The organism is Luteipulveratus halotolerans, from assembly GCF_001247745.1.
GTDB classification, from domain to species: Bacteria; Actinomycetota; Actinomycetes; order Actinomycetales; family Dermatophilaceae; genus Luteipulveratus; species Luteipulveratus halotolerans.
Window position 1 is genome coordinate 3,929,540 of the sequence record NZ_LAIR01000002.1, and the last position, 16,296, is coordinate 3,945,835.

Here is a 16,296-nt window from a genome sequence, read left to right on the forward strand (position 1 = left end):
ACGGCAAGTCACACCGAAACGACGCCGACCTCGACCAGCGGCGGTCAGGCCGGGTTGACCACGCGGGCTGAGCCGCCGTCCCCTCGTACGGTCTCGGCCGCCGCGACGAACCGGTCGCCACCGGGGAACGAGATGCCCGACGCGTTGCAGATCCACTGCAGCGACGACAGCTTGTGGCCCATCGCCTTCAGCTCGACGCCGACGGGCGACGACACCAGGCCGAGGTCGCCGTTCTCGGTGCCGTTGCGCGAGCTCAGCCGCGGAGTCGCGATGGCGTCGACGAGCGGCAGCCCGCGCGACAGGTGTCCGAGCAGGATCTGCGCGACGGTCGTGATGATGCGCGCACCGCCCGGCGTCCCCGCCGACACGATCGGCCGCCCGCCGGAGAACACGATCGTCGGACTCATCGACGACCGCGGCCGTTTGCCGGGCCCGGGCAGGTTGGGGTCGGGCACGCCCTCCTGCAGCGGCACGAAGTCGAAGTCGGTCAGCTCGTTGTTGAGCAGGAACCCGTGCCCTGGCACCGTGATGCCCGACCCGCCCGTCTGCTCGATCGTCAGCGTGTACGCGACGACGTTGCCCCACCGGTCGGCGGCGTTGAGGTGCGTCGTCGACTGCCCGTCGTGCGGCAGCCGCAGCTGGCGCCCGCCGCCCGGGGCATCGGCGTAGTCACCGTCGGGAGACCCGAACGGCACCGGCCGGGCGAGAGCCCGCGCGGGGTCGAACAACTTGGCCCGCTCACGCGCGTACGCCGGCGACAGCAGCTCACGTTCGGGTACGCCGCGCACGTCGCCGACGTATCGGTTGCGGTCGGCGAACGCCAGCGCCGAGGCCTCCGAGAACCAGTGCAGGTACTCGGTTTCCGAGAGCGACGCCACCGCACGGCCGGTCCGCGCCGCGAACGCCTCCATCAGCAGCAGGATCTGGCCGACCGCGATCCCGCCCGACGACGGGCGAGCCATCCCGTGCACGTCGAGACCGGCGTACCGGGACGACGTCGGCGCCTGGACCGGTGCGCGGTACGACGCCAGGTCGTGCCACTGCATCTCGCCCTTGTAGACGGAAACGCCTGGGGCAGTAGTGGGTTCGCGCACCTCGCCCACCAGAGCCCGCCCGATCGAGCCGGCATAGAACTCGCGGATGCCACGTCTCCGGATGAGCGCGTACGTGTCGGCGAGGTCAGGGTTGCTGAACGTCGACCCGACCTCCGGTGGGGCACCGCCGGGCAGGAAAAGCCTTGCGGTCTCTGGGAACTGGCGGAATCGCTCCTCGTTGTCCTCGATCAGGCTGCGGAAGTAGCGGTCGACCACGAACCCCGACCGCGCGAGTCGCTCGGCCGGCTCCAGCAGCGCGGCCAGCCGCCAGGTCCCGAACCTCCGCGCCGCGACGTCCCACGTCATCAACGTGCCCGGCACGCCGACGCTCTTGCCCGAGCTGACGACCGTGTCGAAGTCGAGCGCGTTGCCGTCGCCGTCGGTGAACTCGTCCGAGGTGTACGAGCGGGGTGCCGTCTCGCGGCCGTTGATCGTGAACGTGCGACGGCGGCGCGCGTCGTGGAACACGAAGAATCCGCCACCGCCGATGCCGGACGAGAACGGCTCGGTCAGGCCGAGCGTGGCGGCCATCGCGATCGCTGCGTCGGCCGCGTTGCCGCCGGCGCGCAGCACCTGGATGCCGACGTCGCTGGCGTACGGGTCGACCGACGACACGGCGCCGCCGCCTCCGATCGCCTCGGGCATCTTGGGCGGTTCGGGGACGACGGCGGGTACGCCGGTCGGCGCGGTGACGGGAGACGTGACGGTCGGCGTACGGCCGGCTGCTGACGACGGCGATGCGGTGAGGCCGAACGCTGCTGCGGCGCCCGCGGTGAGGACGGTGCGGCGGGTGGGGTGAGAATCCATGGCTGGCTCCTGGGCTCGGGTGACCTGCCGGCGCCGAGGCCTCACCCCCGAGGTCTGACCCTCGGTGCCGCGTCCCCCGACCGTACGACGCACCTTCGCCGCCGGCGGGCAGCCGAGGCCAGACTTGGAGAACTCTTGACGCTGGACCGCCGCCCGCCCGGGCCCGTCAGCCGGCCGGGATCGAGATCGGCACCGTCATCGGCGTCGCCAGCTTGAACGGCTTGGTCAGCGAGTCGCCATCACGGCTGTTGCCTTTGACCGACCCTGCTGGCTGGTACTTCACAGTGCCGGTGGTGAAGCCCTCCGGGACCTTGAAGACGACGGTCCCGTCGGCGCCGGCGTTGCCCTCGGAAGTGATCTTCTGACCGCCGACCTCGAGCCAGTACGCAGAGCCCGCGATGGCGAAGTCAGAGTCCCAGTCCGACTGACTTGTTACGGGCACCTCCAGCCAGGCCTGCCCCTTGGGTGCCCAGCCCGCACGGTTGTCGAACGGCGAGAGGAAGACGACCGGGACCCCGCCGTTGACGGTGGTCTTCTTGTTGAGCCAGTCGTACTCGTTGTCGAACGTGACCGCGATCTCCTGCGAGGGCCAGGTCACGTTGGTCTGCTGCTGGAGGTTGGTGCGGGTGTTGCCGACGAGCGACACCGACCCGTCGGGCTTGCCACCCGAAAGCGGCAGCGTGAGCGCCTGACCGTCGACGGTCGCTGTCAGGCTCGCGGCCTGACCCTTGGCCGATGACACGAACAGCACGTACGACTGCCGCTCAGCACCCTTGGCGCACGGCAGGCTCTTGCACTGCACGGTGACGGTGTCCTGGGGCGTGGAATCGCTGGAGTACGAGTCACTTTCGCCGATCGGGTCGCCGTGGACGGACAGCCGCTGACCACCGACCGAGATTGACAACGCGGTCGAGGCGTTCTTGACGCCTTCGTTCGACGGTCCCCAGCTCGAGCCCTCCGAGGCGTTGGGGTCGGGGTAGCGGCCGCCGGGCTCGACGGTCACGCGGTACGCGCGCAGCTGCTGGCCGTCGGCCGCCCGGGACGGCACGGCCGGAGCCGACGGCTGTGCCGGGGTGTCCTGCTCGGTGCCGTCCGTGGCGTCGTCGTCACCCGAGTAGTCGTCGTCGGTGGCCGCGTCCGACGGAGCCGGGTTCTCGACGAACGCCGGAACGGTCGTGGGCTGTGCCTCGGCCTGGACCGTGATCGTCGCGGACGGCGTGACGAGGCGGGCCGGGGCACTGAGGTTCTTGAACGTGAACCCGCTCTGCTGCTGCGACTCGGGCAGCAGGGCGGCGTAGTCGCGCAGCTTCGACTGCGGCGCCTGCGGCTCGGCGAGCTTGGCCGCATCGGCCGGCGAGCCACCGTCGGGTCGGACGAGCAGCCCGTTGTCGACGGTCGTGCCCTGCTGCTCCAGGTCGGAGAGCATGACGTCCGGAGCGCTCCCGGTCGCCAGGACGGCCGGGTCGTCGGTGCCCACGGGATAGGCGCCGTAGACGTCCCACACGTGTGCGGTGTCCGAGCCGGCGCGGCGGATCGGGCCGCAGAACACCTTGGGCATGACTGCGTCGCTCTTGGCCGACTCGCGTCGGAAGAAGCACGACGTCGAGTCGCTGACCGAGGCCGACTTGCTGTCGATCGCGGCCTGGTTGGTGCTCAGGAACTGCGTCTTGGCGTCGGCGAGCAGCTTGCCCGGGTCCTTGACCTGGGATCCGCTCATCGAGACCTTCTCGATCTTGTGCGCGTCGTCGTCACCTCCGCCGCAACCGGCGACCCCGAGGGCCACGGCGATCACCGCTGCGGACGCGCGGAAGGGCATACGAGTACTGGTCATCTGAGTCCCCCCTGGACATGTGCGGGTGCACGCCACGTCGAACGGGCATCGCGGTGTACGTGGTGAGGTCGGCTGCAGATCTTGAACAAGTCTTGACCTGCGGGCGCGGATGCGGAGCCGGATCTGCGTCTGCGCCGAGAGTCTGGATCACCGAACGCGATCTTCGCCGCGCTGAGTCGGCGCCCTGTGGACAACCTCGCCGATCACCAGGGGGTGTGGACGACCAGCAGACGACCGGTGGCCGGCCCGGGGACGGGCAGGGGACGACAGAGCTCAGCGCACGAACGCCGCCGTGACGATGCCGAGCGCGCGGACTTTGCGCCGCACGTCGTCGCCGCCCATCCCGAGTGAGTCGGCCGCCGCGTCGACGTCACCCTCCTGCTCGCGCAGCGCACGCACGATCGCGTCGCGCTCGAGGCCTTCGAGCAGGGTGAGCGGCCGCGCCGGGTTGGACAGGCAGTCGGCCGGCAGGTCGGCGATGTCGATCAGCCCGTCGCGGTGCCGGCGTACGGAGTGGCGCACGGCCTGCTGCAGCTCGGTGACGTTGCCCGGCCAGGGCAGCGACGCGAGCTGGTCGAGCGCCGCCGGGGTGAACCGCAGCCGCTCGGCCCCGCGGCGTGCTCGAGGAACGTCCGGGCCAGCGGCGCGAGGTCCTCGGCGCGCGAGCGCAGCGGCGCCAGCTCGACGGTGGCCTCGAACAGCGGCGCGAGCAATGCGTCGATCGCGCTGGACCGACCGGTGTGGGTGCGGGTCGCGAGGACCCAGCGCGGTCCCTCCGCGCTCGACGTGGCGGCGTACTCGCGCAGCAGGGCGGCGACCGGCGCGACCGCCACGACCGGCAGGCGTTCGAGGTGCTGGAGCACCATCGTGCCGACGCCCGTGTCGAGGTCGTCGACCAGCCGTTCGATCCACCGGTCGAGGTCATCGATGACCGCGCAGTCGAACACGCGCACGTGCAGAGAACCGTTGTGCGCGTAGTGAACTGCCTTGATCAGCGCGAGCTTGCCGACACCCGGCTCGCCCTGCACGAGCACGGTCCGCTGGCGCAGCAGGTGCTGGCGTACGAGCGTCACGGCTCCGGTCCACGCGGGCGACGAACCGACGACGCCCGGGAGCGCGGGAGACGGGACAGCGCTCGTACGCCGGCCGGTCGGCGTACGAGGGACGTCACCATCGGAGCCCTCGTCGAGCCGGACCCGGAACACTCCTCCGACGGTCGTGCCGTGGTGGAACGTGGGCTCGTAGCGCAGGCGTGCGACGGCTCCGCTCGGCAGGTCGGTCTCGAACGTGCGCGGAGTCGGGTCGTGCGCCGACTCGGCCGACCGGTCGACCAGCGCGGCACGGTCGACGTCGTTGAGGAGGTCCTGGGCCGACTGGTTGAGCATGAGCAGGTCGTCGCCGAGCGCGAGCACCGGGCCGGCCTCGCTCTGCGACGTGGTGAGGTAGTCGCGCAGCAACGACAGGTCGCGGCCGCTGACCTGCGCGAGCAGCGCGTCCTGCAGCTGTGAGGCGATGCTCCGGGCGCTCGCGAGCAGGAGCGCGTTGGACATGTCGGCCGCGCAAGTGATGTCGACGACCCCGAGCAGGGCGCCGGTGACCGGATGGTGCAGCGGGGCGCCCGCGCACGCGAACACCGACAGCCGCTCGTTGAAGTGCTCACCGCCGACGACGAGCGTGGGACGTGCGAGCTCGAGGGCCGTGCCGATGCCGTTGGTGCCGACGTGCTGCTCGCCGTAGGCCACACCAGGCACGAGCGAGACGGCCTCCAGCTGACGGGCCAGGCTCGGGTCCGAGCAGTGCCAGTGGATCACCCGGCCCGAGGGCGCCGCGAAGATGATGCTCACCGGCTCGCCGGCGAACGACTCGGCCGCGCGGGCCAGCACGTCGCGGATGCGTTCGAAGACCTCCTGGTCGGCGTCGTCGGTCGCGTCGTGGTCGGCGTGCAGCTCGTCGGGGTCGACGCCGAGCCGCGCGCTGCGCGCCCATGACTGCTGGATGGCGGCCCGCACCTCGGGGGCCACCTGGCCCGAGCGCAGGAACGTCCGGCGCGCGTCAGTGACCGCCTCGGCCGGAACGCCCGCCGTCGCATCTCGACTGCCGTGAGCCATGTGGGGCCCTTCGTTGTGCACGACGTCCTGCAGATGTCGCCCGTGGGCCCATGGTGCTCGCTCGCCCGCCTCAACGGGGGAACAACGCCCGAACTGTGCCTCGGGCTCGGCCGCGCTCAGCCGCGAGGCGGGGTGATCTGGCGGGGGAAGCAGACGTTGGCGAGCGCCTTGCCACGCTCGGTGAAGTTGGCCTCGCACCAGGCCTGCGCCGACGCCTTGCTGCCCTGGTCGAGGTCGAGCAGCGCGATCCAGGTGGTCTTGCCGTCGGGGCCGACGCGGGTGCCGAAGTGGGTGTCGCGCACGATCCGCACCTTGCCGCCGAAACGGGGGTCGCTGATGACGGTCTGGAACCTGTTCCAGATGTCGCGGGCGGTGAACCGCTCGATCTGCTGGGACCTGTCGCGGACGCCGACGTACTTGCTGTCGAGCTGCACCACCCAGCGCCCGTCGATCGGCGTGGCCGCCTCGTCGGTGTCGGCGCGGTGGTTGAGCGACACGATCGCCTGGTCGTTGCTGGTCGGCAACGACGGCGCGGGCGGTGCGGTGGAGGTCGCTGACGGCGGGTTGCTGAACGTCGCGGGCGGCGGGGTGGACGTCGTCGAGGTCGTGGTCGACGGACGTGCCGACGTCGGACGGGGTGTCGACGCGGGCGGCGCCGGGGTGGCGGGACGAGCGGGCGAGGAGGCGGTCGTCGTACTCATCGCGCCCGCTGCACCCGCACCGGAGGAGTCGTCGCCGCGCATCGCCGCGTACGCCGCGATCGCGGCCCCGCCGAGCACGACCGCCACGAGTGCGCCGGCCACCATCGACCGCGGCTGGATGGCGGGCTCTTCGCGGACGAAGACGGGCTGGTCGTCGTAGCCGTAGTCGTCGTAGTCGTCACGCGTCGCGGGCGCGCCGAGGCCGGTGCCCTCGACCACGCGTGCCCCGCAGGCACGGCAGAACTTCCCGTCGGCCGGGCTGCCGCACTCTCCGCAATAGGCCATGCCGTCCCCTCGATCGTTGCGCGACCGGTGTCCCACCGCTGATCCGGCCGCGAAGCGTTCCCTGGTGACCCTAACCGCGCCGCCGGGCCGTCGGGGAGGATGGGCCCGTGAGTCGACGTCGTGTGCCGAGTGGAGTGTTCGAGACCGGTGCTGAGCCCGACCCCAGGTTCAGCCTCGCCAACGAACGCACATTCCTCGCCTGGATCCGCACCGCCCTCGCCCTGATGGCCGCGGGCGTCGCGATCGAGGCCGTCGAGCTCGACGTCGAGCCCCACCTGCGGGTGATCGCGTCGGTGCTGCTGGTGCTGGCGGGCATCGGGTCGGCGCTGCTCGCGTGGTTCGGGTGGGCGGGCTCCGAGCGGGCGATGCGCGCCGGCGTACCGCTGCCGTCGACGGCGTTCAAACCGGCGCTCGCCGTGACCGTCGCGCTCGCGGGCTTGCTGCTCGGCATCGGTGCGCTGATCACATGAGTGGCCCCAGCCGCGCCGTCCCCGACCCGGGAATGCAGGCGGAGCGTACGACGCTCGCCTGGCGGCGTACGGCTCTCGCCGTGGCGGTCGGTTCGTTGGCGGCGCTGCGCGTCGGCGCGACCCGCTCGGCGACCACGGCTGTCGTGCTCGGCGCGCTCGGGCTGGTCTGGGCGGTGTCGTTGTGGTGGAGCGCGCACGTGCGGGCGGCCGACGCCCTCGTACGCATGCGGGCGGCGACCGGCACCACGTGCCAGGAGTGCGACTCGCCCGACCTCGACGGTGCCCAGGGTGTGCACATCGTCGCGGCCGCGCTCGGCACCTTCGTGGTCGGCGTCGGCTGCCTGGCGGTGGTGCTGGTGCTGGCGGTCACGCGCTGACCCCAGGACGCCCGGCGCGCGTCAGTGTCGCGTGGCCCGTCGTCCGAACAGGCCCTGGTGGGTGGCGTCGTAGAACGACCGCAGCTCGGTCCGCAGCGTGTCGGGGTCGAGGTCGCCCTTCGACCACTGGCGGATGATCTCGAACAGTCCGCCGACCACGCCGATGGCGACGCCCGCGGGCACGTCGACCTCGGGGTGGGTGTCGCGCCAGATCGTCACGACGAACTCCGCGCCCCACTGACGGTTCTCGCGACGGAGCCGGTCGATGGTCGGCGTGACGGCGGCGCCCTTGCCGAAAAGCACTGTGCCGTAACGGGGTTCGTGGAGGTACGGCGCGGCGAACGCCTCGATGAGGGCGGACACCGGCGGTTCGACACCAGCCGGCGTCTGCTCGATCACCTCGGCGAGCTGCGTCATCACCTGCTCGGTCACGTGGTTGTGCAGCGCCAGGTAGCAGTCCTCGCGGCTGCGGAAGATGCCGTAGAAGCTCTTCGTGCTGACCGTCGCCGTCTGGCAGATCTGGTCGACGCTGACCTGGTGGAAGCCGTGGCGGGCGAACAGGTCGAGCGCGGCATCGAGCAACGCCTCGCGCCGTGCCTGCCGACGCTGGTCGGCGTCCTGGCCGTGAATACGGCGGGTGGTGGGTGACTCCTGGCTCACCGGGCGACCGTAGCCCGGTACTGACGCGTAGGGCCGTCCGAGGCGTGGGTCGTGCGTCTCACTATTCGGGAAACGAGAGCGTTTCCCCACGTACGCCGACGAAGCACCCCTGCCGTCCGATGTGACCTCGGACACACCGGGGCGAGCTGAGGAGGAAGTCCATGCAGCTCCTGCCCCGCGTCTCTCGTCGTGTTCGTCTCGGTGGAGCGGCGGTCGCTGCCGCCGCCGGACTGGCGGTCAGCACGGGTGCGCCCGCCCAGGCTGCGACCCTTTCCGAGGGCGGTCTCGCCGAGACCGGCTACCGCTACGTGTTCGAGCCCGGCGTCACCCGCGGCGCCAACGACTGGACCTGCAAGCCGTCGGCCGCGCACCCCAACCCGGTCATCCTCGTGCCGGGCACGTTCGCCAACCACGGCGCGTCCTTCGTCAAGATCGCACCGCGCCTCAAGAACGCCGGCTACTGCGTCTACACGCTCAACTACGGCAAGACCGCACTGTCGCTGAACGGCCGGATCGGCGGCCTCGGCCACATCCAGCAGTCGGCCGAGAACGACTTCGCGCCGTTCGTCGACAAGGTCAGGGCCTCGACCGGTGCGGCCAAGATCGACGTGATCGGTCACTCGCAGGGCGGCAGCGTGCCGATGTGGTACATCAAGAAGATGGGTGGCGCCAACGTCATCGACCACTACGTCGGCTGGGCGCCTTCCTCGCGCGGCACCTCGCTCAACGGCATCGTCACCCTCGGCGACACCTTCGCCGCGATGGGCTGGGTCAGCAATGTCGCCGAGCTGATCCAGGCGCCCGGCGCCACCGACCAGGCCTACACCAGCGACTACACCAAGGCGCTGTTCCCCAACGGCAGCAACGACGTGCCGGCCGGCCCGAAGTACACCGTCATCTCCACCAAGCAGGACCGTGTCGTGACGCCGTACTACAACCAGAAGCTCTCCGGCCCGAACGTCACCAACATCACGCTGCAGGACAAGTGCGGCTGGGACCAGACGGGCCACGCGTTCCTGTTCCTCGACGACCCGACGCTGCAGATGACGATGAACGCGCTCGCCAACGGACCGACCAACTTCCAGCCCACGTGCACGGGCTTCGCGCCGATTCCGTTCGCCTAGAACGTGATTCGGCCCTGACCTGGTCGGCGATCAGGTCGGGACGAGCAGCCCGTTGAGCAGGAGGCCGAGCGACGTCTCGGCCTCCTGCCGCGCGGCGGCCGGGTCGTCGGCATGGGCGATCAGCAGCGCGCACTCGATGACGCTGCCGAGCACGATGTGAGCCAACGTGTCGCCGGGTCCGGGCGCGATGACGCCCTCGTCGACGCCGGCCCGCAGCAGGTCGGTCACCAGCTGCAGCCCGTACTCCGACTCGACGGCCCGCCAGGCCTGCCACCCGAGGACACTCGGCGCGTCGAGCAGCGCGATGCGTACGAGCTCGGGTCGTGAGCACGCGTCGAGCACCGCACCGATGGCCAGCATCATCCGGCCGACCGTGGTGGGCTCGTCGGCGATCGCGGCCTCGACCTGCTCCATCAGCTCGCGCTCGAGCGCCACGTGGACCTCGCGGAACAGGCCCTTCTTGTCGCCGAACTGGTGGTGCAGCGCTCCGCGGGTGAGGCCCGTGGCGGCGACGAGGTCCTCGGCGGTGACCCCGTCGTACCCGCGGTCGGTGAAGAGCGTGCGGCCGGCGCCGATCAGCGCCGCACGGGTGGCTTCTGAGCGTTTCTGGGTGTGGCGGCCACAGCGCTCGCCCTCGCGACGGTCGCGACGGCGCCGACCGCAGGCGCGACCACCCCGACCGACCGGTGCTGGTCGACCGCTCCGACGGCGACCACGTTCGCGTCCGGTCTGCCCGTGCTCGGCTGGCGTGAGAACCTCGAGCTCGACGGCGCCGGCACGATGTGGGTGTCCGACGTCGCGGCCGGCAAGGTCGAGGGCTTCCGCCCCGACGGGTCCGTACGAGCGTCGGTCGCCGTGCCGGGCCCGGGCGGCATCCGCCGTGGTCCGGGCGGCGCGATGTACGTGAACTACGGTGTGCGGCCAGGGTTTTCGGGCGCGGGCATCGTGAAGTTCGACCCCGCGCAGCCCGAGCGCGGCACCACCAATGTCGTCTCCGGGCTCAGCGGCATCAACGGTCTCGCGCTCGACCCGGCCGGCAACTTCTACGTCACCCGCGAGTTCGGCAGCCAGATCCTCAAGATCCGACCGGACGGCTCGACGGACGAGCAGTGGACCTCGCAGGCCGACATCTTCGGCACCAACGGCATCGCGTACGACGACGGCAACCTCTACACCAGCGCCATCGTCGACCTGAGCTCACCGATCGACCGCACTCCGGTCGACGACCCGGCCGCCCATCGGACGGTGACCGACCTGAGCCCGAATCCGTTGGCGTACAAGGCTCTTGACGACCTCACGGTGGTCGGCGACCACATCTACGTCGCGGCCTACGCCCGCGGAGAGGTCATCCGCGTCGACAAGCGCACGGGCGCTTCATGCATCGCGGCGACCGGCCTGATCACGCCGACGAGCGTGCGCGCCCCGTTGGCGTTCGGCTCGGACGATCCGCAGCGGACGCTCTACGTCACCGAGTCGTCCGGCCGGATCGTGAGGCTCAGCCTGCCGGCAGCCTGACGTCTGCAGCCGCGAGCTGTTCGCCCACCCACGTCTGCAGCGCGAGGCGCACCGCCGGGTCGTACGCCTGCTGGTGCGCCTCGCGCTCGTCGAACCGGTGGAAGTAGCGACCGGTGACGTCGGCGAGCTCGGTGTCGAGGGCGGCGCGCAGGACCGGCAGCGCACCGTCGTCGATGGTCGCGGCCGGCGTGAACCCGCTGTCGCGCACCATCGTCGTCGGCATCAGGTGGGCGGGGTGGACGACGTTGGCCCACACCCCGGTGGCGGCCAGGTCGATCGTGTCCATGACCAGCGCGAGCTTGCTGCGGCAGTAGGCCTCGACGCCGTCGTACCCCTGCTCGAAGCCGAGGTCGGCGACGTCGAGCGCTGACTGACCCATCGACCCGACCTGCACGATGCGCCCGCCCGGCGCCAGGGCCGGGGCGAGCCTGCGGGCGATCAGGTGCGGCGCGACGACGTTGGCCGCCATACGCAGCTCGGTGCCGTACGCGTTGGTCTCGCGCCGCGACGGATCGGCGCCGCCGCCGACCGCGGCGTTGTTGATCACGAGGTCGAGCGTGTCGGTGGCGTCCAGGGCGCGGCGGCACAGGTCGTCGACCGCGGCGGGGTCGGTGAGATCGGCCGCGAACGTCGTGACCTGTGCACCGTGGCGGCCTGCCTCGGTGGCCACGGTGGCGAGTCGAGCCTCGTCGCGGCCGTGCAGCAGCAGGCGATGACCCCGCACGGCGAGGTCGCGTACGAGGGCTGTGCCCAGGCCGGAAGTGCTGCCAGTGACCACCGTTTTCTTCATGGCTTGAACACTATCAAGGCTTTGATGTTTGCCAAGGGCTAGCGTCGCCCCATGGCGCTGCACTCCGACGACCGGCTCGGCCTCGACATCAAGCAGACCGAGCAGGTCCTGATGGCGGCCAAGACACGAGCCCTGCGCGGTCTCGGGCTCACCGTCGCCCAGTACGCCGCGCTGCTCACGCTGCGTGAGCACCCGGGCATCTCGGGGGCCGGCCTTGCGCGCGCATGCCTCGTCACCCCGCAGGCCGCCGCGGCCGTACTCAAGGGGTTGGTCGAGCGCGGTCTGGTCGAGCGCGTCGACGACGACTGGAACCGCAACGTCCGCCCCGCCGCGCTGACCGCCGACGGAGTCGGCCTGCTGAAGGACGCCGACGAGCTCGCCTCCGCGATCGAGCAGCGCATCCTCGATGCCCTGACCGAGCGCGAGCGGCGCAGCCTGCGTCGCCTGCTGGAGAAGTGCCGCGAGGCGATCGTCGCCGACTGACCGAGTCGACCCGCGAGGGTCAGCCGACCATCCGGCGTACGACGGTCAACATCTCCTCCACCGAACCCGCCGGGTCCGTGACGGGCATCTGCACGTGCCGGATGATGCCGTCGGCGTCCAGCAGCAGCGACTGCCGTTTGAAGCGTTCGGCGCCCGAGGCCCTGAACGTCGGCAGGCGCAGCGCCGCGGCCAGTCGTAGGTCCTGGTCGGAGCGCAGCGCGAACGGCAGGTCTGCGTGCATCGCGAACGCTTCCTGCTGGTCGGGGCGCTGCGTGCTCACGCCGACCACGTCGGCCCCGGCGGCCACGAACTCGTCGTGGCGGTCGGCGTACGTCGTCGACTCCAGCGTGCAGCCGGCGGCGCCGGGCACCTCACCCCAGCCGGGCGGGTAGCCCTGCACGTCCGGCACGAAAGCGCCCGGGAACAGGTAGACGACCCGCCACGAGCCGTCGGGGCGCACGGGCACCGGGCTGCCGTCGTACGACGACAGACTCACGTCAGGGATGCGCCGTCCGCTCAGCGCGTGGACGCGGCTCGCCTCGGCCGAGTCGGCGCCGGCGGTCGCCGTCAGTGATCCGTCGCCGAGCATGAACCGGTCGCCGAACTCCTGCATCGCGACGAGCACGGGCAGCAGACCCTCGCCGGTGCGGGTCAGGACGTAGTCGTGCCGAGGTGGTCGTTCGGAGTAGAGGCGACGGGTGAGGACGCCGTGGTCGACGAGGCCGTTGAGGCGTTCGGTGAGAGCGCGGCGGCTGATGCCGAGCGACCCTTGCACCTGGTCGAATCGGGTCAGGCCGCCCGCGATCTCGCGGACGATCAGCCACGACCACCAGTCCCCGACGACGCCCAGGGTCTGGGCGATGCCGCAGCTGTCGTCGGCGAGGTCCTCGCGGTGCATGGTCACCAGCCTGCCCTCCCGGGTGCGCCCTTGCTGCGCCCATAGTAAGTTCCATTTTGACACTGATTCGGGGAGAGGGCGACAGGCATGACCACTCGCGACGAGAGCCGCGCGTTCTGGACCTACTGGGCGGCGAGCGCGACGAGCAGCCTCGGGTCGGCGTTCACGGCCATCGCCCTGCCGCTGACGGCGGTGCTGATCCTCGACGCGACGCCGTTCGAGATGGGCGTCGTCGCGGCTGCGGGCTATGTCGCCTGGATCGTGATCGGGCTGCCGGCCGGGCCGATCGTGCAGCGGCTGCCGCTGCGGGCCACCCAGGTCGCGATAGACCTCGCTCGGGCCGGTGCCATCGCGACGCTGCCGATCGCGTGGTGGCTCGACGCGCTGACGCTCGCCCACGTGGTCGCTGTGGCGCTGGTCATCTCGTTCGCCAACGTGATCTTCGACGTCGCCAACTTCACCTTCCTGCCACGTGTCGTGCCGAAGGAGCAGCTGCAGTCCCGCAACAGCCTGATGAGCGGCACGCAAGCGGCCAGCCAGCTCGGCGGCCCCTCGCTCGGCGGCCTTGCCGTCCAGCTGCTCGGAGCGGTGCCGACCCTGCTGATCGACGCCGCCAGCTATGTCGCCTCGGCGGTCCTGCTGCGAACGCTCCCGGATCGCGAGCCCGAGGCGGAGTCCGACGACCGACCCGGCATGCGCGCGATGATCCGTGAGGGTTGGGACTTCGTCGTTCACCACCCGATCATGGGGCCGTGCATGTGGTCCGCGACGGCCATCAACTTCACGTGCGGCGGTCAGGTCGCGCTCTTTGCGTACTACCTCGTGCACGTCGCCGACGCTCCGTCCGGGCTGGTCGGGTTCCTGCTGGCAGCCGAGGGCGTCGGGTCGCTCGTGGGCGCGGCGCTCGTGCCAGCGGCCGTCCGCGTCGTCGGTTCGGCCCGCCTGTGCGTCGTCGGCGGATTGGTATCTGCCGCAGCCGCTTTCGTGATCCCGGTGGGGTCGGGCTGGGGCGCCTGGGTGGCGTTCGCGCTCGGCAACATCGTCTTCGCGGGTGGCGTCGTGGTGTTCAGTACGACGACGCGCACCTACCGGCAGATCGCCACCCCTCCCGATCTGCTTTCACGGGTGATGGCGACCGTGCGGTTCGTGTCGTGGGGTGCGATCCCGGTCGGCGGGCTGGTCGCGGGTGCGCTCGGCGGCTGGCTCGGCGCGCGCACTGCCCTGTTCGTCTTCGCTGCGCTGACGCTGCTCTCGCCGCTCATCCTGATGGCCGGCCCGATCCGGCACCTGCGTGACTTCCCCGATCAGGTCGCGACCGAAAGGGAGCGCGAGGTCAGCCGACCGCGAGGGTGACGGTGAGCGTACGAGCAGGCTCGTCCTCCCACGGTCTCGCGAGGGCCAGCGTCAGCTCGCCCTCGCCTGCCGCGCTCGCGACCAGCTCGATGACGGTCGTACGAGCAGCGCCGGGCGGCCCGCCGACGCCGGCCTCGCCGCTGGGTTCGGCGCCCGCCCGGTGGGCGACGACACCGGGCGGGACGGCCTGGGTGGTCCACCGAAATCCAGTCGCACCAGGCTGATCCAGCCGCAGCTCCAGGCTGTCTCCGGGCGACATCTCGATGCGCTGGCCGTCCTCGGGGGACTCGACGACGTGGTGCATCGGATCACCACACGTACATCGACGAGATGGTGCCGGCCGGGTCCTCGGTGAGCGTCGGCGTACTCCCCGTCGAGCGGGCGTGCGCGGCGAGGATGGTCAGCGTCGTCGACCCCGAGTCGGTCTTGGTCGACAGCTTCTTCCAGCCTGCGGTCTGCAGGTTGATGCGGGCGTTGCGGTGGACCTGGTCGGCCCACAGCGCGGTGACCCGTTGACCGGTGATGGTCGTCGCGGCCGCCGCCGCGACCGGTGCGGCGACGTGCATGTCGCCGGCGCTCGGCGGCATGAGCGTGGGCTCGGTCGCGTCGTCACCGGCAGTCTCCGCGGCCGGCTCGGCGCCGTTGCCCGCGGCCTCGATCAGGGCCAGCTCGTCCGGTCCGAGCGCGTGCGGCTCGGACGGCACCTCGAGGTCCGGGCTCTGCGCCGGAGTCTTGACGGGCGCGGTCTTCGGCGTACGACGGGTGGTGGTCTTGGGCATGGTGCTCTCCTCGTGCTTCGGCTGGGTCAGTAGGCGTAGGCCTGGGTGATCAGGCCCTCGTTCTCGTAGGCGTTGACGAAGGCGCCCTTCTGCTTGGCGGTGAGCAGGTCGGCGAACATCGCCACGTGAGCCGTGCCCGTCGTACCTCCGACGCGCAGCCACCCGACGTCCTGGATGAACACTCGACCGTTGCGGTCGTCGCCGGTCGCGAAGCCGCCCACGACCTTCTTGGGGCTCGTCCAGGTGCGCAGCCGGACGCCGGTGACGCCGATGTTGGACCAGGTGTCGATCAGACACTCGCCGTAGCCGATGTAGCCGAATCCGCCCATGCCCCAACCGGTTCCCCAGCTGTTCTTGATGATCCACGCGGCCTTGGTGTCGTCGTACCCGACGATCGCGACGCAGTGGCCGCCCTCCTCGTCGCCCGTGACGTGCTTGTAGACGCCTGAGCTGTAGCCGAAGAAGTCGCTGTAGACGATGAAGCACCCGGTCACCGGACCGACGGTCGTGAGGTGGGTCTTGATCGCGGCGATCTTGCCCGTGAGATCGGTCGTGCCGGTCGCGCGGCCACGATGGTTCTCCCACCCCGTCGGCGCGGTCTTGCCGCCGGGATTGCCTGCGACATAAGGGAACTCGGCTTCGTACGTGATGCCCTTGGAGGTGCAGAACGTCAGTGCTGGCAAGGGCATCCACCCGGTGTCGCAGGTGACGCCGACCGAGCCGCCGTGCCCGTAGAACAGGTGCGCCTCCGAGAGGTCGACCGCGAGCGTGGGCGCGCGACGGCCCCACCGGACCGTGCCCTCCATGACGGCGACGCTCCCGAACGACACACACGACCCGCACGCGCCCTAGCCATGGCTTCGCTCCCTCGTCCGGTGCCACTGCAGACAAGAGGTGTCGGCGCCGCCGGCTGATACCGCGACACCAGGAACAGGTCATCGAATGGTCATCAGTTGGTCAAGGGCATCGACCTACTCGGGGGTCCGACCTAGCGTCGGCCCGACCAGACGTCAGACGTCTG

17 protein-coding genes and 2 pseudogenes are annotated in these 16,296 nt (G+C 70.9%); 6 read left to right on the plus strand and 13 right to left on the minus strand.

Annotated elements, in window-relative coordinates:
• Positions 1-44 precede the first annotated feature (44 nt).
• From ggt to VV01_RS19760, 5 genes are all read right to left on the minus strand, one after another.
• The gene (ggt, locus tag VV01_RS19740; RefSeq protein WP_050671393.1) at positions 45-1,901 is read right to left on the minus strand and encodes a gamma-glutamyltransferase; all 1,857 of its coding nucleotides are present in this window, start codon (positions 1,899-1,901) and stop codon (positions 45-47) included.
• 166 nt (positions 1,902-2,067) lie between these two features.
• Entirely contained in the window at positions 2,068-3,732 is a 1,665-nt protein-coding gene (locus VV01_RS19745; protein ID WP_157508969.1) for a hypothetical protein, read from the minus strand.
• A gap of 273 nt (positions 3,733-4,005) precedes the next feature.
• Positions 4,006-4,332 (minus strand): AAA-type ATPase lid domain-containing protein, encoded by a 327-nt coding sequence (locus VV01_RS24060; RefSeq protein ID WP_456237225.1) that lies wholly within the window; start codon positions 4,330-4,332, stop codon positions 4,006-4,008.
• Positions 4,218-5,840 (minus strand): sigma-54-dependent transcriptional regulator family protein, encoded by a 1,623-nt coding sequence (locus VV01_RS24065; protein ID WP_050671396.1) that lies wholly within the window; start codon positions 5,838-5,840, stop codon positions 4,218-4,220. The genes VV01_RS24060 and VV01_RS24065 overlap by 115 nt, the downstream gene beginning before the upstream one ends.
• 116 nt (positions 5,841-5,956) lie before the next feature.
• A complete protein-coding gene (locus tag VV01_RS19760; protein ID WP_157508973.1) occupies positions 5,957-6,826 on the minus strand; it encodes a hypothetical protein in 870 nt (289 codons plus the stop codon).
• Positions 6,827-6,933: 107 nt separating this feature from the next.
• Between VV01_RS19760 and VV01_RS19765 the strand changes: the two genes are divergently transcribed.
• The gene (locus VV01_RS19765; protein ID WP_050671398.1) at positions 6,934-7,296 is read left to right on the plus strand and encodes a YidH family protein; all 363 of its coding nucleotides are present in this window, start codon (positions 6,934-6,936) and stop codon (positions 7,294-7,296) included.
• Positions 7,293-7,673, plus strand: a complete 381-nt coding sequence (locus VV01_RS19770; RefSeq protein WP_071606459.1) for a DUF202 domain-containing protein — start codon at positions 7,293-7,295, stop codon at positions 7,671-7,673. Before VV01_RS19765 ends, VV01_RS19770 begins: the two co-directional genes overlap by 4 nt.
• Before the next feature lie 21 nt (positions 7,674-7,694).
• Here VV01_RS19770 and VV01_RS19775 read toward each other — a convergent pair whose 3' ends face one another.
• The gene (locus tag VV01_RS19775; protein ID WP_050671400.1) at positions 7,695-8,333 is read right to left on the minus strand and encodes a TetR/AcrR family transcriptional regulator; all 639 of its coding nucleotides are present in this window, start codon (positions 8,331-8,333) and stop codon (positions 7,695-7,697) included.
• Positions 8,334-8,494: 161 nt separating this feature from the next.
• Here VV01_RS19775 and VV01_RS19780 point away from each other — a divergent pair, with 161 nt between their 5' ends.
• Positions 8,495-9,457, plus strand: a complete 963-nt coding sequence (locus tag VV01_RS19780; RefSeq protein WP_050671401.1) for an alpha/beta fold hydrolase — start codon at positions 8,495-8,497, stop codon at positions 9,455-9,457.
• Between the two features lie 30 nt (positions 9,458-9,487).
• On the opposite strand, the gene VV01_RS24530 is transcribed toward VV01_RS19780, so the two are convergent.
• Both VV01_RS24530 and VV01_RS24985 read right to left on the minus strand, forming a co-directional pair.
• Positions 9,488-9,892, minus strand: a complete 405-nt coding sequence (locus tag VV01_RS24530; protein ID WP_231635286.1) for a hypothetical protein — start codon at positions 9,890-9,892, stop codon at positions 9,488-9,490.
• Between the two features lie 63 nt (positions 9,893-9,955).
• Positions 9,956-10,036: pseudogene (locus tag VV01_RS24985) on the minus strand (TetR/AcrR family transcriptional regulator); the annotation flags it as partial.
• 33 nt (positions 10,037-10,069) lie between these two features.
• On the opposite strand from VV01_RS24985, the gene VV01_RS24540 reads away from it, so the two are divergent.
• The gene (locus VV01_RS24540; protein ID WP_050671403.1) at positions 10,070-10,972 is read left to right on the plus strand and encodes an SMP-30/gluconolactonase/LRE family protein; all 903 of its coding nucleotides are present in this window, start codon (positions 10,070-10,072) and stop codon (positions 10,970-10,972) included.
• Here the strand turns inward: VV01_RS24540 and VV01_RS19795 are convergent.
• Positions 10,953-11,762, minus strand: a complete 810-nt coding sequence (locus tag VV01_RS19795) for an SDR family NAD(P)-dependent oxidoreductase (protein ID WP_071606460.1) — start codon at positions 11,760-11,762, stop codon at positions 10,953-10,955. The genes VV01_RS24540 and VV01_RS19795 overlap by 20 nt on opposite strands.
• A 51-nt stretch (positions 11,763-11,813) precedes the next feature.
• Between VV01_RS19795 and VV01_RS19800 the strand changes: the two genes are divergently transcribed.
• Complete coding sequence (locus VV01_RS19800; RefSeq protein WP_197275112.1) at positions 11,814-12,245, plus strand: MarR family winged helix-turn-helix transcriptional regulator; 432 nt, start codon at positions 11,814-11,816, stop codon at positions 12,243-12,245.
• A 19-nt stretch (positions 12,246-12,264) separates the two neighbouring features.
• Here VV01_RS19800 and VV01_RS19805 read toward each other — a convergent pair whose 3' ends face one another.
• Positions 12,265-13,143: a winged helix-turn-helix transcriptional regulator gene (locus VV01_RS19805; RefSeq protein WP_050672044.1), complete on the minus strand. Its 879-nt coding sequence runs from the start codon at positions 13,141-13,143 to the stop codon at positions 12,265-12,267.
• A gap of 87 nt (positions 13,144-13,230) precedes the next feature.
• On the opposite strand from VV01_RS19805, the gene VV01_RS19810 reads away from it, so the two are divergent.
• Positions 13,231-14,496, plus strand: coding sequence for an MFS transporter (locus VV01_RS19810; RefSeq protein ID WP_050671404.1), 1,266 nt, complete (start codon positions 13,231-13,233; stop codon positions 14,494-14,496).
• Here VV01_RS19810 and VV01_RS19815 read toward each other — a convergent pair.
• The 3 genes and pseudogenes from VV01_RS19815 to VV01_RS19825 all read right to left on the minus strand — a co-directional run.
• Positions 14,477-14,800 carry a protease inhibitor I42 family protein gene (locus VV01_RS19815; protein WP_050671405.1) on the minus strand — a complete coding sequence of 108 codons (324 nt, stop codon included), beginning with the start codon at positions 14,798-14,800 and terminating at the stop codon, positions 14,477-14,479. The genes VV01_RS19810 and VV01_RS19815 overlap by 20 nt on opposite strands.
• 4 nt (positions 14,801-14,804) lie before the next feature.
• Entirely contained in the window at positions 14,805-15,275 is a 471-nt protein-coding gene (locus tag VV01_RS19820; RefSeq protein ID WP_050671406.1) for a hypothetical protein, read from the minus strand.
• Between the two features lie 26 nt (positions 15,276-15,301).
• Positions 15,302-16,111 (minus strand): annotated as a pseudogene (locus VV01_RS19825) (C1 family peptidase); the annotation flags it as partial.
• Positions 16,112-16,296: the final 185 nt, after the last annotated feature.

What these genes read in the sequence shown, in the direction of transcription:
- ggt (WP_050671393.1), bottom strand. Translation starts at nt 1,901, where the DNA reads ATGGATTCTCACCCCACCCGCCGCACCGTCCTCACCGCGGGCGCCGCA.
- VV01_RS19815 (WP_050671405.1), bottom strand. Translation starts at nt 14,800, where the DNA reads ATGCACCACGTCGTCGAGTCCCCCGAGGACGGCCAGCGCATCGAGATG.
- VV01_RS19820 (WP_050671406.1), bottom strand. Translation starts at nt 15,275, where the DNA reads ATGCCCAAGACCACCACCCGTCGTACGCCGAAGACCGCGCCCGTCAAG.
- VV01_RS19800 (WP_197275112.1), top strand. Translation starts at nt 11,814, where the DNA reads ATGGCGCTGCACTCCGACGACCGGCTCGGCCTCGACATCAAGCAGACC.
- VV01_RS19745 (WP_157508969.1), bottom strand. Translation starts at nt 3,732, where the DNA reads ATGACCAGTACTCGTATGCCCTTCCGCGCGTCCGCAGCGGTGATCGCC.
- VV01_RS19780 (WP_050671401.1), top strand. Translation starts at nt 8,495, where the DNA reads ATGCAGCTCCTGCCCCGCGTCTCTCGTCGTGTTCGTCTCGGTGGAGCG.
- VV01_RS24065 (WP_050671396.1), bottom strand. Translation starts at nt 5,840, where the DNA reads ATGGCTCACGGCAGTCGAGATGCGACGGCGGGCGTTCCGGCCGAGGCG.
- VV01_RS19810 (WP_050671404.1), top strand. Translation starts at nt 13,231, where the DNA reads ATGACCACTCGCGACGAGAGCCGCGCGTTCTGGACCTACTGGGCGGCG.
- VV01_RS19770 (WP_071606459.1), top strand. Translation starts at nt 7,293, where the DNA reads ATGAGTGGCCCCAGCCGCGCCGTCCCCGACCCGGGAATGCAGGCGGAG.
- VV01_RS19760 (WP_157508973.1), bottom strand. Translation starts at nt 6,826, where the DNA reads ATGGCCTATTGCGGAGAGTGCGGCAGCCCGGCCGACGGGAAGTTCTGC.
- VV01_RS19795 (WP_071606460.1), bottom strand. Translation starts at nt 11,762, where the DNA reads ATGAAGAAAACGGTGGTCACTGGCAGCACTTCCGGCCTGGGCACAGCC.
- VV01_RS19805 (WP_050672044.1), bottom strand. Translation starts at nt 13,143, where the DNA reads ATGCACCGCGAGGACCTCGCCGACGACAGCTGCGGCATCGCCCAGACC.